Below are 15617 nucleotides of genomic sequence, written 5' to 3' on the forward strand. Positions count from 1 at the left end.
GAGAATACGCAATATTTTTTACAGGAGCGGCGTTTGAAATGGGAGAGTTTACATGCTGCCTGAAACAGTACCGCCAACGCAAGGGGTTGACGCAGGAGCAGCTTGCGGTGCTGGTCGGGGTGCGCAGAGAGACGATTATACGGTTGGAGTCGGGCAGATACAACCCGTCTCTCAAACTCGCAGTTTCAGTCTCCCGCGCAGTAGGGGCACCCATTGAACTGCTGTTCCTGTTTGACTAAAGGGCCATTTTCCGGATGTTTTTGTACAGGAATTTACCGTTGTGGTATCGTTTACAGAAGGAATGCCGCTGTGGTATAATAGCTGAAAAGCAGCTATTATACCCGAGCTATGGCCAGGACGATGCACAGGCAGAGCCTGCTCCCGTCCCGATGGCCAATTATAACCACATCGCTTTGCGATTGTGGTTATAATAGCTGAAAAGCAGCTATTATACCCGAGCTATGGCCAGGACGATGCACAGGCAGAGCCTGCTCCCGTCCCAATGGCCAATTATAACCACATCGCTTTGCGATTGTGGTTATAATAGCTGAAAAGCAGCTACTATACTTGGATACAGCCTGCAACCCGATCCAGAGGGCCTGCGTGGTATCATAGATGCAAAAGAGTAGGGGACCTTGTGTGAAGAGATTCCCTGTTTTTGTGTGGCTCCTTACAGAATGGAGGGACTGAAATGAGCGAATTGAACGAAAAAATAAAGCTGGTGGAAAACCCGGACGATATAAAATCTGAACAATCCCAGCCGGTCAAAATGCCGATGCTGGTGCTGCGTGGGCTGGTGCTCTATCCGCAGATGGTGCTGCATTTTGATGTAGGGCGGGAAAAGTCGATCCTCGCGCTCAATTCCGTGATGAGCACCGACAGGAGGATTTTCCTTGTCGCACAGAAAAACATCCGGGACGATGAGCCAAAAGCGGACTCGATCTATAAAGTTGGCGTGGTCGCCGAGGTCCGGCAGATCATCAAATCGCAGGGGGGGACCTGGCGGGTACTGGTGGAAGGGGTCTACCGCGCCAAGGTTACAGAAGTGCTCACTGAAGAGCCTTATTTCGAAGGAACGGTTCTGCCGTTCCCGCTGAAAACCGGGCGCAACCTCAAATCCGCCCTCTGCGACGCGCTGATGAGAACGGTGAAAGACCTGTTCGAAGAGTACTGCTTCCTGATCCCGCGGATGCCCAAAGAGTTGGTTATCAACGCGCTGGTCAGTGAGGACCCGATCCATCTCGCCGAATACATAGCCGGCAACATGCAGATGGAGGTCGAGGACAAACAGACCATCCTTTCCCAGAGTGACCCGCTCAAACGGCTGGAAATTCTGGCCCGCATCCTTGAGGAGGAGAACGACATTCTTTCGCTTGAGGCGGACATCCAGGAGAAGGTCAAAGGGCAGGTGGACAAAAACCAGCGGGAATACTATCTGCGCGAGCAGATGAAAGCGATCTCGAGCGAACTGGGCGAGGACGAACTACAGGATGAGGTGGACAATTACCTCTCACGGATCGGGAAGCTCAAGCTGGATGAGGAGACGACCGAGAAGCTGACCAAGGAGGCCGACCGTCTCGCGCGTCTGCCGGGCAACTCGAACGAAGCAGGGGTGATCCGGGGGTATCTGGATACAGTGCTTGACCTCCCCTGGAACAAGCGCACCACCGATAAAATCGACATCAAAAAGGCACAGGCGCTGCTCGACAAGGAGCACTACGGCCTGAAGAAGGTCAAGGAGCGGATTCTGGAGCTGCTTTCGGTGCGCAAGCTCGCGCCCGACATCAAAGGGCAGATCATCTGCCTGGTGGGGCCGCCGGGAGTTGGCAAGACTTCGATTGCCCGCTCGATCGCAAAGTCGATGGGGCGTAAATACGTGCGGATTTCGCTGGGCGGCGTGCGGGACGAAAGCGACGTACGCGGCCACCGCAAAACCTATATCGGCGCGATGCCCGGACGGATCATGGCTGCGATGAAGCTGGCGGGCAGTTCCAACCCGCTGATGCTGCTCGATGAGGTGGACAAACTGGGCAACGACTACCGGGGGGATCCGTCCGCGGCACTGCTCGAAGTGCTTGATTCGGAGCAGAACCATGCGTTCCGAGACCACTATATCGAGGTGCCGTTCGACCTTTCGGATGTGCTCTTTATCGCAACTGCCAACACACTGAGCACCATTCCCGGCCCGCTCCGCGACCGTATGGAGGTCATTGAGCTGACCAGCTACACCCGCGAAGAGAAATTCCAGATTGCCAAACACCATCTGCTGCCCAAGCAGATGAAACGGCATGGGCTGACCGCATCCAAAGCCAGGGTCGCAGATGATGCGCTTTACGCCCTGATCGACAACTATACCCGTGAAGCCGGGGTCCGCAGCCTCGAACGGGAGGTCGCGTCGCTGCTGCGCAAGTCGGCAAAGCAGATTGTCGCAGGCGAGTCCAAAAAGGTGGTCATCACCGATGAAAATATCACCGATTACCTCGGCCCCCGTAAGATGCGCCCTGAGCAGATCCAGCCGTATGATGAAGTGGGCATGGTCAATGGGCTGGCGTGGACTTCGGTGGGCGGAGAGATGCTACAGGTGGAAGTGGCGGTCCTTGATGGGAGCGGCAAGATCGAGCTGACTGGCTCGCTCGGAGATGTGATGAAGGAGTCCGCGCGCGCCGCAGTCAGCTTTATCCGCGCCCACTGGGAAGCATACGGGATTGAACACGATTTTTATAAGACAAAGGATATCCATATCCATGTCCCGGAGGGGGCGGTCCCGAAAGACGGCCCTTCGGCGGGCGTGACCATCACCACTGCGCTGGTTTCCGCGCTCTCGGACACCCCGGTGCATCGGGATGTTGCGATGACAGGCGAGGTGACCCTCCGCGGACGGGTGTTGGCGATTGGCGGATTGAAAGAAAAGACGATGGCCGCCTACCGCGCCGGGATCAAAACAGTCGTGATCCCCAAGGAAAACGAGCCGGACCTCGCGGAGATCGACGAGGTGGTGCGGGAGCATCTGCGGTTTGTACCGGCCGAGCGGATTGATACCGTGATCGAGGCTGCGCTGGTGAAAAAGCCTGTGCCGAGGATCAGTGCACCCGCACTCGACGCGCTCGGGCAGAAGCAGGTGCCCGATCTCCCCGCGAACACGCCGATCCCACAGTGAGGAGGAAAGATGAACTATCATAACGTGAAATTTGAGGCGAGCTATGGCACATCCGAGCAGCTTCCGGCGTCTGACCTGCCGGAAATCGCGTTTGCAGGCCGGTCGAACGTCGGGAAAAGCTCAATGATTAACAAGCTTTTCAACCGCAAACAGCTTGCGCGTGTTTCCTGCGTGCCGGGCAAGACCGCAACGATTAACTTTTTCCATGTGGATGGGATTCGGTTTGTCGATCTGCCCGGTTACGGTTATGCAAAGGTCAGCAAGGGGGAAAAACGCCGCTGGGCGGAGCTGATCGAAGGCTACTTTGCACAGGACCGCAATCTGCAGCTGGTGTTCCAGCTGATTGATATGCGCCATCCGCCGACCGTGGACGACCTGATGATGGTCAATTTCCTGATTGACCACGAATTCCCGTTTGTGGTGATCCTGACCAAGCGGGACAAACTCTCCCTCAAACAGCAGCAGGAGCGTCTGGACGCGCTGCGCTCCGAGCTGCCCTGTGCGGATCAGATCACGATGATCCCGTTTTCGTCTGAAAAAGGGGATGGGGTGGACGCGGTGAAAGAGATCATTGCCGAAATCGAGGCAGAATGCGCCGCAGATGCGGCAGAATAGGGGTCAACTAGAAACGCAGGCGGGTCCTGCGCGCGAAAAGGATGATTAGACAATGTTTGTTTCCGACTGTTTGGGGCTGAACGCGCTTGGGCATCTGACGATCGGCGGGCGGGATACCGTCGAGCTGGCGCAGACCTATGGAACCCCGCTTTATGTGATGGATGAAGATGAGATCCGGCGCGCCTGCGCGAGCTACCGCGAGTCGATCAACAAGTATTATGGCGGGCGCGGGCTTGTGACCTATGCGAGCAAGGCGTTCTGCTGTAAGGCGGCCTGCAAGATCGCGATGGAAGAGGGGCTGGGGCTGGATGTCGTCTCGATCGGGGAGCTGTATACCGCCCAGAGCGTCGGTTTCCCGCCCGAACGTATCTTTTTCCACGGCAACAACAAAACGGTACAGGAGCTGCTTGCTGCACTGGAGTACGGGGTCGGGCAGATCGTGGTTGACAACCTGTCCGAACTGGAACTGCTCAACCAGCTTGCAATCAGCCACAACCAGAAAGCGAGCATCCTCTTCCGGATCAAGCCGGGGGTGGATGCGCATACCCATGCCTTTATCCGCACCGGACAGATTGACAGCAAGTTCGGGTTTGCGTTAGAGACGGGTGAAGCGCTTGGGGCGGTCCGGATGGCGGCAGGGATGGAAGGGATCGAACTGAAGGGCCTGCACTGCCATATCGGGTCACAGATCTTTGACATCGAGCCGTTCGAGCACGCTGCCGAAGTGATGCTCGGATTCATCGCCGAGATCAGGGAAAAAACTGGCCTGGCACTTAAGATTCTCGATCTGGGCGGCGGTTTTGGGATCAAATATCTGCCCGAGCATGACCCGGTGCAATATGACCGCTATATGATGCAGGTTTCCGAGACGGTCAAAAAATCCTGTGCGGCGCTGGGGATCAACACCCCCTATATCGTGATTGAGCCGGGCCGTTCGATCGTCGGGCCTGCCGGGGTCACCCTTTATACCGTCGGGTCGGTCAAGGAGATCCCCGGCGTCCGCACCTATGTGGCGGTCGATGGCGGGATGTGCGACAACCCGCGCTATATCCTCTACCAGTCCGAATATGAAGCGATGGTCGCGAACAAGGCGTCCCAGCCCCGTCTGCGTACGGTTACGATCGCTGGAAAATGTTGCGAGAGCGGAGACCTGATCGGAGAAAGGATGCCGCTTCAGGAGGTGCAGGCGGGAGACATCATTGCGGTGCTCTCCACCGGTGCGTATAACTACTCGATGGCCTCCAATTATAACCGTATCCCAAAACCTGCGGTTGTCATGCTCCGGGATGGGAAAGATCGGGTGGTGGTCAGGCGGGAGACGCTCGACGATATCATCCGCAATGATCTGCTGTAAGCGGTGCTTCAGATTCTATAGCAATCCAGCGCACGGCTTAAACTGTCAGCTATTCTGATAATAGAAAAGCGGATGCCGCCTGCCCCAGGCTGGGACGGGCGGTTTTTGATGGAAAAGAGGGATGAAAGATGGAGCATACATTTTTGTTGCAGAGTGGGGTTTGGATCGCCAGCGGCAGCTATTACGATGAAGAGGAAAACCGGTTCCCGTTTACCGGGGAGAGTCGGATTTCCCGGGAAAACGGGGACTGGACGATTGGCGGCCATCTTGAAGTGGGCTTCCCACAGCCGGTACGGTTTTACAACAACTATCAGATTCCCGCCGGACAGACCCCGCCGGTGATCGGATGGGAGTCGCACAATCCATCGCTTGGACGATTCACCGGTCGGTTCCTCTTCGTGGAGGATACGATTTTCTCCGAAAATGGCTCGGATGATGGGCATTCTCGCAGCCTTGAGACGATGGTTCGGGTCAGTGCGTACACTTACCAGGTTAGAGGCGTCCTTTTTTTAGGTGGACAGAAGGCGTCTTCGTGGGCGGGCACCCTGACTCAACAAAATCGCTAAAAATTTCACATTGATGTAGAAAAACTCTTTACTTTCACACTCTAAAATGATAAAATAAAAGAAGTCTGTACTTTTATTTTTAGGGGGATCCTCGTGAATACTAAGCTAAAGGATGTAAATGTGGAATACCTGTTCAAGGCAGTTCTGGCCTTAAAGACGATGGATGAATGCTACCATTTTTTTGAAGACCTCTGCACAGTCCAGGAACTGAAAGCTCTTTCGCAACGGCTGGAGGTGGCCCGGATGCTCAATGAAGGACGGGTTTACAGCGATATTGTCGCCAAAACCGGCGCATCCACAGCCACGATCAGCCGGGTAAACCGTTCGCTCAACTATGGCAGCGACGGTTATCAGGTGGTGTTCGAACGGGTGCGCAACTGATGGCCTATGGAAGTGCATTTGCCGCGTGGTACGATCTGCTGACAGGGGAGATCGACTATCCGGCGCGCGCGGGGTATTTCGACCAGATGATCCGGACATGGATACCGGTCACCGCACAGACCATCCTGCTCGACCTTGCCTGCGGAACCGGGAGCCTGTCGGTTGCGTTTTCCGAGCTGGGATACGATGTGATCGGTGTGGACGCAAGCGCCGAGATGCTTTCGGAGGCAGCTGCCAAAAACAGCGGGGACCGTCCGGTTCTGTTCCTCTGCCAGCCGTTTGACCGGCTCGACCTGTACGGGACGGTCGACGCTGCGGTTTGCGCGCTCGACTCGATCAACCATATTGATGATCCAGATACCGTCCGGAAGGCGTTTGAGCGGGTTTCGCTCTTCACGGTTCCGGGCGGGCTGTTTGTGTTCGACGTGAACACCGAGTACAAGCATCGGGAAATCCTGGCGGACAACACCTTTGTCTATGACTTTGACGAGGTATACTGTGTCTGGCAGAATACGACCAGTCAGGACCTGCGTACGGAGATCTCGATCGACCTGTTCGAGCGGGATGGGGACGCTTATTTCCGGGAAGAAGAGCATTTTTTTGAACGGGCCTATTCCCATGACCAGCTTTGCGGCTGGCTGGAAGAGGCGGGATATGAGCTGCTCGGGGTGTATGCCGGGGATACGTTCGACCCTGTGCAGGAGGATACCCAGCGGGCGGTTTATCTTGCCCGCAAACGAGAAAGATAAGGATTTGAGAAATGTTATGGGAAAACTGATAAGAGCAATCGCTGCTGACGGGAGTTGTGTCTGCACCGCGGTGGATTCGACCGATGTGGTCGCGGAGATGGAACGGATCCATCAACCATCCGCAACCGTCACCGCTGCGTTGGGGCGGTTGATTACCGCGGCTTCGATCATGGGGAGCCAGCTGAAAAATGATACCGACAGCGTTACCGTCCGTCTGGCGGGGGATGGGCCTGCCGGTTCGCTGATCGCAGTTTCGGACAGCCATGGTAATCCGCGCGGCTATGTTGCCAACCCGATTGTTGAAATTCCGCTCAACCAGTATGGGAAACTGGATGTCGCGGGTGCGGTTGGCAGGCAGGGCACGCTGACAGTAATCAAGGATGTGGGGCTTCCCGAGCCGGCGACCGGTTCGGTGCCGATTATTTCGGGCGAGATTGCCGAGGATGTCACCAGCTATTATGCGGTCAGCGAGCAGACGCCGGCTGTGTGCGCACTGGGGGTGCTGGTCAACCCGGACTTGAGCGTCAGGGCGGCGGGCGGCTACCTGATCCAGCTCCTTCCGGGCGCGGGGGAGGATGTGATCCAGAAGCTTGAACAATCCCTGGAGAAGGTCAGGCCGGTCACCGAGATGATTCAAAGCGGCATGACGCCGGCTGAAATCGTCCACACAGTGCTGGACGGATTCAGCCCTGACCTGTTGGAGGAAACGGAAATCAGCTACCGGTGCAGCTGCTCGCGCCAGCGGGTGGAGCGTGCACTGGTCAGCATCGGGAGGGAAGAGCTGCAAAGCATGATCGATGAGCAGGAGACAACCGAAGTCGGCTGCCATTTTTGCAGCAAAAAGTACCTGTTTACCCGTGACGATCTGCGCAGGCTGATTCGGTAGGTTCTCTGAAAATGCAATCTGACATTTGATTTCCTGCAAGAAAGAAGCCGCGCAGATTCCAAGAATCTGCGCGGCTTCTTTCTCTGCGGAGGCTTTTCCTCCTGCTCCAACGCCTACTTTTGCCCGGAAAAACAGGATGCGGCGTTCCGACCGCAGCAAGGGCTGGCGAAACTTTTTATTGTTTTTTAAGCGCTCCCCGGATGATAGGTCTCCTGATAATGTTTGCAGCAGACGTTCAGAACACACCGGTCGCACTGCGGACGCCTCGCAACGCAGACTGCCCGCCCATGCAGCACCAAACGGTGGCAGAAATCATTGGATTCCTCAGGCGGGAGCAAGGGCCGCAGCTGGTTTTCAACCTTGACCGGGTCTTTGCCTTCCGAAAGCCCCAACAGGTTGGTTAGGCGGATGCAGTGGGTATCGACGACGATCGCCGGTTTGTGAAAAATATCCCCCATCATCAGGTTGGCGGTTTTGCGTCCGATGCCGGGGAGCTTGACCAGTTCTTCCAGAGAATCCGGGACCTCCCCGCCATACTGCTCCATTATCATCCGGCACATTGCAATGATGTCTTTGGCCTTGGTTTTATACAACCCACAGGATTTGATGCATTCTTCAACATCGGTAAGGTCGGCCTCGGCAAACGCCTGAACCGAAGGATATCTGGCATACAGATCCTTGCACACAATGTTAACCCGCACATCGGTGCATTGCGCGGCGAGACGGGTGGCAATCAGCAGCTCATGGGGGCGGGTATAGGTGAGCGAACAGATCGCATCCGGATATTCCTGCTTGAGCAGTTCAACCGCCATCTGCGCGGTTTCTTTTTTTGTCATTGGGAACCCCTCCTCGCCTATATGATACCATCCGAAATGTCCGGCGTCAAATCTGGAAGCATATTTTGGAGAAATTCGCCCTATACTTTGAAGAAACTGTTTTTGGGAAAGGGGAAACAAGATGACTGCACAGATTCGGGCAAAACCGCTGATCGCTTCCATTGCACTTGCTATGGGAGGCGGGTTTCTAAGCAACCGGCTTTCAGGGGATGTCAAGGGAATCTATCAGACACTGAACCTGCCATGGTTTGCGCCGCCCGACTGGGTGTTTGCCGTTGTCTGGCCGGTGCTTTATCTGCTGATTGCAGCTGCATATTATCTGGTGATGGAGTCCCCAAAAGGGGAAGCCCGTACCCAGGCGATGACCTTTTATCTGGTACAGCTTTTTCTGAATTTTTTATGGAGTCCGCTTTTCTTCCGCTGGGGCGCGTATGCCTGGGCGTTTCGGCTGCTTTGCACTATCTTTCTGCTTGCATTGGCAACCATAATTTGCTTCGCACTGATTGACCGCCGCACCCTCTGGCTAATGACGCCTTATCTGGTCTGGCTGGTCTTTGCCATGCTGCTGAATAAATCTATTGCAGTATTGAATTAGCTGGAACAGTATGCTATAATATGTGAAAAGTATAACACAGTTAGCCCACCCTTATGGCAAAAGGATATAATCGTGGGGCATTTTTGCCGACAGCAGACGGGTTGGATCTGCCGGTTGGTTCGGATTTCCCTACAGGACAAAATGACAGAAATGGAAGCGTGAAATTTTTTATATGAAGTTTGAATTTAACAAGCGTTATAACACCATTGCGCTATATGCGTTTTTGGTGTTGGCAGCAGCGGCACTGTTTAGCGGTTTTCTGGGGAATCTCAAATATTTTGAGCGGCAAATTGAACTGGTTGTCGGGCTGCTCACGCCGTTTATCTATGGGTTTGCGATCGCCTATCTGCTCAACCCGGTGCTGAAGTTTTTTGAGCATGATTGCCTTGACCGCCTGCTGGGAGACCGGATCAACGACCGACCAAAACGTGGATTGAGTATCCTGCTGACCTATCTGTTTGCCGCAGGGCTGATTGCCGCGTTTGGTGGGATCGTGATGCCGCAGCTCGTCCTGAGTTTGACGCGTCTGATCAATCGGCTGACAGTTTATGTAAACACAGCGGACACCTGGATGCCGGTTCTGCTTTCCTATTTTCCTGAAATTGACCTGCCGACAACCCTTTCGACCTATATTGGACAGTATGCGGACACGATCGCGCAGACCACGCTGGATACCCTGAAGAAGCTGGTACCGTGGGTGGTGACCTTCTCGACCAACTTCGCATCCGGATTGTTGCAGGTCATTGTCGGGGTGATCGTTTCGATCTACATGTTGAGCGACAAGGAGAGGTTCTGCGCGGGAATCAAAAAGATTCTCTATGCGTTCCTGCCGAATAAAAATGCTGACTGGCTGCTGGAGTTGAGCAGCGATGCAAACCGTATTTTTGGTGGGTTTATCAGCGGCAAACTGCTCGATTCTCTCATCATCGGCATCCTCTGTTTTATCTGTATGACCCTCATGAATATGCCAAATACCATGCTGGTTTCGGTGATTGTGGGCGTCACCAACGTGATCCCATATTTTGGCCCGTTCATTGGTGCGATCCCTTCGTTTTTTATCATTCTGATTGATCATCCGATCAAATCCCTTTGGTTTATTGTATTCATCTTTCTGTTGCAGCAGTTTGACGGCAACATCCTCGGCCCCAAGATTCTGGGCGATTCAACCGGGCTTTCCGCCTTTTGGGTGGTCTTCTCCATTATGCTGTTTGGCGGGCTTTACGGCTTTTTGGGGATGTTCTTCGGTGTGCCAGTCTGGTCGGTTATCCTGATGCTGATACGCAAGCTGATTGACTCCCGCCTGTATCTGCGGAGCATGCCGGTCGAGCTGGACAGCTACTGTTCCCCGGAAGCCCCGCTGCCGCGAGATCCATCGGGGAAGAGTGCCTCGAAGGAGAAAAAATTCCATGTCGGCCGCCGGGCGCACACAGTCCAGCCGATCGGAAAAAAGAAGCCTTCGGAGGAGGAAGAGGAAGAATAGGAGCAAAAGGGGTGCAAAGGGTTTTTGCATCCCTTTTTTAAAAATCCTGCAAAATTTTGAGACAGTATAGTTGACGGAACCGAAAAGGCGGATTATAATGGGAACAAATAGTAAGGCCATGCAGAGGAACTTTCAATGAAAGAATTTCATTATACCATTCGGGATGAACTGGGGCTTCATGCGCGCCCCGCCAGCCTTCTTGTAAAAAAAGCAGGGGAACTTTCTTCCCGTATCGTGGTTGTAAAAAAGGGGAGGAAAGTAGATGCAAGGCGGTTGTTCGGCGTGATGAGCCTGGGGATCCGCTGTGGCGACGCCATTAAATTCAAGCTGGAAGGTCCGAAAGAGGAAGAAGAAGCAGAGCTTTTGAAAAGGTTCTGTGAAAACACATTTTGAGCCAGGGATGATCAATCATCTGGAGGTGATTCCGTGAAAAGGCTTACCGGAATAGGGGCTTCTCGGGGCGTTGCGATTGGAAAAGTACATTTTATTGATAATGTGGTAAAGCGGGTCGAGTGCGACACTGTAGTTGACACGGTTCTGGAGATGGAACGGTTTGAGGAAGCGCGTCTCAAAGCGATCGAGATGCTTGAGGAACTGCACCAGAAGGCCAAAAACACCGTGGGGCCAGAGGAATCTATCATTTTTGAAATCCATCAGCTGCTGCTGCGGGATAACGATTATGTCAACAGTGTCCACGAGCTGATCGCAAAATCCCACTATAGCGCAGCATATGCTGCCCAGCAAACGGGAGAGCGGTTTGCCCAGATGTTTTCCGCAATGGAGGACGCCTATCTGCGGGAGCGCAGCGCGGATATGATTGATATTTCCAGTCGGGTGGTCCGCCTTTTACAGGGGGAGGCGGCTTATGATGTCTCCCAGATCAAGGGGCAGATTATCATTGCTGCAAAGGACCTGCTGCCCAGTGAAACGATCCAGCTCGACCGTGACAGGGTGCTTGGATTTGTAACAAGCGGCGGGTCGCAGGTATCCCATTCGTCGATTTTGGCGCGGACGATGGGGATTCCCTCTGTGATTGGACTGGGGGATCAGCTTGCGGAGCTGGTTGACGGAGACATGATTGTTTTGGACGGTTTTAATGGCGTTTTGATCGCCAACCCTCCGGACAAGCTGCTCAAGGATTACCACTGCAAGCAGGCGGAATACCAGCTCTATCGGGAACGGCTGCAAACGCTGAAAGGGGTGCCAAGCCGCACACAGGACGGTGTTGAAATAGAAATCTATGGGAATATCGGGCATCCGTCGGATGTGGATTCGGTACTTGCAAACGACGGACAGGGAGTCGGCCTGTTCCGAACCGAGTTCCTCTATATGGAATATGGTGGAATTCCGTCCGAGCAGACGCAGTTCGAAGCGTACCGATCGGTTCTCGAGCGGATGAACGGACGGAGGGTGGTGGTTCGCACGCTGGACCTGGGAGCAGATAAGGCGGCGCCGGGCATCTCCCTGCCGGCGGAGGAGAACCCCGCCCTAGGCTACCGCGCACTCCGAATCTGCCTGAAAGAACAGGCGCTCTTCAAAACTCAGCTGCGGGCGCTCCTGCGTGCAGCACTGTATGGACATCTTGCGATCATGTTTCCGATGGTTATTTCGCTGGATGAAATCCGGCAGGCAAAGGAACTGGTGGAGGTCTGCCGGGAGGAACTGGAACAGGAGGGGATTCCCTATGGGGACATGGAGCTGGGGATTATGATTGAAACCCCTGCGGCCGCGCTCCTGAGCGACCTGTTTGCACCGGAGGTGGATTTTTTCTCAATCGGGACCAACGATCTGACCCAGTATACCCTCGCGGTCGACCGGATGAATATGAAGGTCGGTGACCTTTACGATCCCCGCAACCCGGCGGTGCTGCGCCTCGTGCAGATTGCTGCTGAGAGCGCCCGCCGGCATGGGATATGGTGCGGCGTCTGTGGGGAATCTGCGGCTGACCGCCGGCTGACCGAACATTATCTGCGGATGGGAGTCACCGAGCTTTCGGTAACGCCGGCTTCCATTTTGGAGATGCGTGAAAAGGTGCTTTCAATCAATCTGTCAACAGAAAAAGAGCATTTTATGTCCCGCGTTTGAAAAAATCTCTTGCAACTGCTCAAAAATGTGTTATGATAAAGTCAGCCTGCTTGAAATCCATTCGGTATTCAAGCAGCGGGCAGATACCCACAATCAGGCATAAATATGCTTGCTGGCTATATAGCGTGGAATAGAGACGCCATTGGCGGCTCTCTGCGGCCAAAAGGCCGTAGACTTCCAAAGAAAGGTTTGGTTCTTTGAGAGTATTTCGGTTCTATAGCCAAACCGCTTTCAGGCAAATAGGAAGTGGCTGCATTTTATGATAGCCGTATAACGGCATAAAAACAGGACAAAAGCAGAGTAGAAACCGGCGCGTTAAGTGCTGCCTGGACGGGGAGTTGTCAGGCGGACGAAAAGGAACCCTTGCGGTGCCGGTTTCGCATCCCGCTGCTGCATAAAAAGAGAAAAAAATTCTCTTTTCATGTAGCTTACTGTTACATGAAAGGAGTTTTTTTGTGTTAAAAATGGTAAAATCCTTTGGCGCAGAGGTCTGCGCACTGCCGGGCATGATTCACGATTCTGTGCGTGAGCTGCATTCGATCCGGGCGCTCACCGGTGGGGCAATGCTGACAGCGGTCAGCATCGTAATCCATCAGTTCACCACCGCGTTCCTTTCGCAGCTGATGCGTATTAGCTTCACCTTTCTGCCGATCGCGGTTTCGGGGATGCTTTATGGCCCTGTTTTGACCGGCTCTCTGGGCGCAATGGTGGATATCCTGCGGTTCTTCGTCAGGAACAATGGCGAGGCCTATTTTATCGGGTTTACGATCAGTGAATTTGCAGTCGGTTTCCTCTATGGTATTTTTCTCTATCGGAAACAGCCTACACTCCCTCGGGTTTTTCTGGCGAAACTGGCGGTCACGACGGTCAATAGCCTGATCCTGAATCCCCTCTGGCTCTCGATTCTTTATGGACAGTCCTACACCGTTCTGGTCGCAGCGCGTCTGGTGAAAAATGCAATCATGCTCCCGATCGAAACCGCAATGCTCTATTTTGTGCTGCGGGCAGTTGTGCGTATGCGGATACCGGGGCGCGTCTGAAAAGGGAAATCCTCGAGTTGCCGCCTGCCTCAGCCACCTGTTTCATGCGTTCGGCATTTTGCTTTACAGAAGAAAATACAAAAAATTTACAGGAGAAACATTATGCCTTTAGACGGAATCTTTCTCAGCCAGCTCCAGCAGGAGATCTCGGCGGTCATAGTTGGCGGGCGGGTGGACAAGATCCATCAGCCTGCAAAAGAGACGATTGTGGTCGCGATGCGCGCGCAGGGCGGCAATCATAAACTGTTGATCTCGGCGTCCGCATCCAACCCACGGCTGCATTTCACCGCCCGGCCGCAGGACAATCCCAAGTCCCCGCCCATGTTCTGTATGCTGATGCGCAAGCATCTGACCGGGGCAAAGCTGGTCGAAGTGCGGCAGATCGGACTTGACCGTATCCTGCATTTTCTGTTTGAGACGGTCAATGAGATGGGGGATCGGGTGGTGATGACACTCGCGGTCGAGATCATGGGCAGGCACAGCAATATTATCCTGGTCTCTCCGGATGGGACGGTCGTCGATGCGATCAAGCGGATCAGCCCCGAGATGTCTCGGGTGCGTCCGATCCTGCCAGGACAGGGATATGTGCTTGTGCCGGCGCAGCAGCGGTTGGATGTCCGCCAGGCGCCGCCGGCGCAGATTGTCAGCCGCCTTCGGTCCGGGCCTGACTGCGAGCTTTCCAAAGCACTCCTCCAGGCGCTGGAGGGATTCAGCCCGTTGATCTGCCGGGAGATTGCGCATAGTGTCACCCGGGGGAACGAGCGGACGGTCTCCCAGCTGGATGAAGAACAGACCATGCGGTTGAAATTTTACCTTTCCCAGCTTTCAGACCGGTTGCGCGCAGGCGAGACTACGCCAACCATGCTGGTTGATGCTGCGGGCAAGCCGAAGGATTTCACCTTCCTAGACATCAACCAATACGGGCACACATTGGTCTGCCGGACGTATGAACGTTACAGTGAGCTGCTTGACCGGTTTTATAGCGAGCGCGACCGGATCGACCGGATGCACCAGCGCAGTTCCGACCTGCTCAGGCTGCTGGTCAATCTTTCGGAGCGGGTGACCCGTAAGCTGGCGGCGCAGCGGGAAGAGCTGAAAGAATCAGCGGGACGGGAGCGTTGGAAAGTCTATGGAGACCTGCTCAATTCTAACCTCTATGCACTGGAAAAGGGGATGTCCCTTGCTGTGGTGGAAAACTACTATGAGGAGGGATGTCCCCGGGTGGAAATCACGCTTGACCCGATGCTCACCCCTTCCCAGAACGCGCAGCGTTACTACGCCCGTTACCGGAAGGCAGATACCGCCGAAAAGAAGCTGAAAACCTTGATCGAGCAGGGGGAGGCAGAGCTGCAATATTTTGACACTGTATTCGATGAGCTTGCACGTGCCTCGCTGGACAGTGAATTGGCTGCCATCCGTACGGAGCTGGCCTCAGAGGGCTATCTGCGCAATCCGACACGACGTGGGATGAAGGAGGAGAAACTCCCGCCTCTGCGATATCTCTCGGATGACGGATTTCCCATCCTCTGCGGCCGCAACAATACCCAGAATGACCGCATGACCCTCAAAGACAGCCGCAACCATGACATCTGGTTCCACACCCAGAAGATACCCGGATCGCATGTGGTGGTGGTGACCGAGGGCAGGCCGGTCCCCAACCGTACGCTCGAGCAGGCGGCGGTGATTGCCGCATATAACTCGAATGCGCGGGAATCGGGAAAAGTACCTGTCGATTATACCGAAATCCGCAATGTGCGCAAGCATCCCGCAAATAAACCAGGGCTGGTGCTCTATGAGCCTTATCAGACCGCGATTGTTGATCCGGATAGCGAACTGGTGGAACGCCTTGCGCAGAACAGATAAAAAAGAGGGA

15 protein-coding genes and 1 riboswitch are annotated in these 15617 nt (G+C 54.5%); of the genes, 14 read left to right on the forward strand and 1 reads right to left on the reverse strand.

The window, feature by feature from the left end; genetic code table 11:
• Positions 1-38: 38 nt before the first annotated feature.
• The 8 genes from C814_RS08485 (at position 39) to hslO (ending at position 7708) form a co-directional block, all read left to right on the forward strand.
• Positions 39-239 carry a helix-turn-helix transcriptional regulator gene (locus C814_RS08485; protein ID WP_016315250.1) on the forward strand — a complete coding sequence of 67 codons (201 nt, stop codon included), beginning with the start codon at positions 39-41 and terminating at the stop codon, positions 237-239.
• Between the two features lie 452 nt (positions 240-691).
• Positions 692-3157, forward strand: coding sequence for an endopeptidase La (gene lon / locus C814_RS08490; RefSeq protein ID WP_016315251.1), 2466 nt, complete (start codon positions 692-694; stop codon positions 3155-3157).
• Positions 3158-3166: 9 nt separating this feature from the next.
• Positions 3167-3772: a ribosome biogenesis GTP-binding protein YihA/YsxC gene (gene yihA / locus C814_RS08495; protein WP_016315252.1), complete on the forward strand. Its 606-nt coding sequence runs from the start codon at positions 3167-3169 to the stop codon at positions 3770-3772.
• A 52-nt stretch (positions 3773-3824) separates the two neighbouring features.
• Complete coding sequence (lysA, locus tag C814_RS08500) at positions 3825-5126, forward strand: diaminopimelate decarboxylase (protein WP_016315253.1); 1302 nt, start codon at positions 3825-3827, stop codon at positions 5124-5126.
• Positions 5127-5254: 128 nt separating this feature from the next.
• Complete coding sequence (locus C814_RS08505; protein ID WP_016315254.1) at positions 5255-5692, forward strand: hypothetical protein; 438 nt, start codon at positions 5255-5257, stop codon at positions 5690-5692.
• Positions 5693-5785: 93 nt separating this feature from the next.
• Entirely contained in the window at positions 5786-6073 is a 288-nt protein-coding gene (locus C814_RS08510; protein ID WP_016315255.1) for a YerC/YecD family TrpR-related protein, read from the forward strand.
• Entirely contained in the window at positions 6073-6822 is a 750-nt protein-coding gene (locus C814_RS08515) for a class I SAM-dependent DNA methyltransferase (RefSeq protein ID WP_016315256.1), read from the forward strand. The genes C814_RS08510 and C814_RS08515 overlap by 1 nt, the downstream gene beginning before the upstream one ends.
• A gap of 16 nt (positions 6823-6838) precedes the next feature.
• Positions 6839-7708 carry an Hsp33 family molecular chaperone HslO gene (hslO, locus tag C814_RS08520; protein ID WP_016315257.1) on the forward strand — a complete coding sequence of 290 codons (870 nt, stop codon included), beginning with the start codon at positions 6839-6841 and terminating at the stop codon, positions 7706-7708.
• 185 nt (positions 7709-7893) lie between these two features.
• Here the strand turns inward: hslO and nth are convergent, their stop codons facing one another.
• Complete coding sequence (gene nth / locus C814_RS08525; protein ID WP_016315258.1) at positions 7894-8544, reverse strand: endonuclease III; 651 nt, start codon at positions 8542-8544, stop codon at positions 7894-7896.
• A 121-nt stretch (positions 8545-8665) separates the two neighbouring features.
• On the opposite strand from nth, the gene C814_RS08530 reads away from it, so the two are divergent.
• The 6 genes from C814_RS08530 (at position 8666) to C814_RS08555 (ending at position 15607) form a co-directional block, all read left to right on the forward strand.
• On the forward strand, positions 8666-9139 hold the full coding sequence (locus C814_RS08530) for a TspO/MBR family protein (protein ID WP_016315259.1): 474 nt from the start codon (positions 8666-8668) through the stop codon (positions 9137-9139).
• A gap of 172 nt (positions 9140-9311) precedes the next feature.
• Entirely contained in the window at positions 9312-10619 is a 1308-nt protein-coding gene (locus C814_RS08535) for an AI-2E family transporter (RefSeq protein ID WP_016315260.1), read from the forward strand.
• Positions 10620-10754: 135 nt separating this feature from the next.
• A complete protein-coding gene (locus tag C814_RS08540; RefSeq protein WP_016315261.1) occupies positions 10755-11012 on the forward strand; it encodes an HPr family phosphocarrier protein in 258 nt (85 codons plus the stop codon).
• Positions 11013-11045: 33 nt separating this feature from the next.
• Positions 11046-12704, forward strand: a complete 1659-nt coding sequence (gene ptsP / locus C814_RS08545; protein WP_016315262.1) for a phosphoenolpyruvate--protein phosphotransferase — start codon at positions 11046-11048, stop codon at positions 12702-12704.
• 294 nt (positions 12705-12998) lie between these two features.
• Positions 12999-13096, forward strand: a riboswitch (THF riboswitch).
• A gap of 72 nt (positions 13097-13168) precedes the next feature.
• On the forward strand, positions 13169-13744 hold the full coding sequence (locus tag C814_RS08550; RefSeq protein WP_022788243.1) for a folate family ECF transporter S component: 576 nt from the start codon (positions 13169-13171) through the stop codon (positions 13742-13744).
• A 102-nt stretch (positions 13745-13846) separates the two neighbouring features.
• On the forward strand, positions 13847-15607 hold the full coding sequence (locus C814_RS08555) for an Rqc2 family fibronectin-binding protein (RefSeq protein ID WP_016315264.1): 1761 nt from the start codon (positions 13847-13849) through the stop codon (positions 15605-15607).
• Positions 15608-15617 lie beyond the last annotated feature (10 nt).

It is taken from the genome of Anaerotruncus sp. G3(2012) (assembly GCF_000403395.2).
Classification (GTDB): domain Bacteria; phylum Bacillota; class Clostridia; order Oscillospirales; family Ruminococcaceae; genus Anaerotruncus.

Excerpts from the sequence above, each read along its gene's own strand:
- C814_RS08540 (WP_016315261.1), top strand. The coding sequence starts at position 10,755 with ATGAAAGAATTTCATTATACCATTCGGGATGAACTGGGGCTTCATGCG.
- C814_RS08485 (WP_016315250.1), top strand. The coding sequence starts at position 39 with ATGGGAGAGTTTACATGCTGCCTGAAACAGTACCGCCAACGCAAGGGG.
- nth (WP_016315258.1), bottom strand. The coding sequence starts at position 8,544 with ATGACAAAAAAAGAAACCGCGCAGATGGCGGTTGAACTGCTCAAGCAG.
- C814_RS08505 (WP_016315254.1), top strand. The coding sequence starts at position 5,255 with ATGGAGCATACATTTTTGTTGCAGAGTGGGGTTTGGATCGCCAGCGGC.
- yihA (WP_016315252.1), top strand. The coding sequence starts at position 3,167 with ATGAACTATCATAACGTGAAATTTGAGGCGAGCTATGGCACATCCGAG.
- C814_RS08530 (WP_016315259.1), top strand. The coding sequence starts at position 8,666 with ATGACTGCACAGATTCGGGCAAAACCGCTGATCGCTTCCATTGCACTT.
- lon (WP_016315251.1), top strand. The coding sequence starts at position 692 with ATGAGCGAATTGAACGAAAAAATAAAGCTGGTGGAAAACCCGGACGAT.
- lysA (WP_016315253.1), top strand. The coding sequence starts at position 3,825 with ATGTTTGTTTCCGACTGTTTGGGGCTGAACGCGCTTGGGCATCTGACG.
- C814_RS08515 (WP_016315256.1), top strand. The coding sequence starts at position 6,073 with ATGGCCTATGGAAGTGCATTTGCCGCGTGGTACGATCTGCTGACAGGG.
- C814_RS08535 (WP_016315260.1), top strand. The coding sequence starts at position 9,312 with ATGAAGTTTGAATTTAACAAGCGTTATAACACCATTGCGCTATATGCG.
- hslO (WP_016315257.1), top strand. The coding sequence starts at position 6,839 with ATGGGAAAACTGATAAGAGCAATCGCTGCTGACGGGAGTTGTGTCTGC.
- C814_RS08550 (WP_022788243.1), top strand. The coding sequence starts at position 13,169 with ATGGTAAAATCCTTTGGCGCAGAGGTCTGCGCACTGCCGGGCATGATT.
- C814_RS08555 (WP_016315264.1), top strand. The coding sequence starts at position 13,847 with ATGCCTTTAGACGGAATCTTTCTCAGCCAGCTCCAGCAGGAGATCTCG.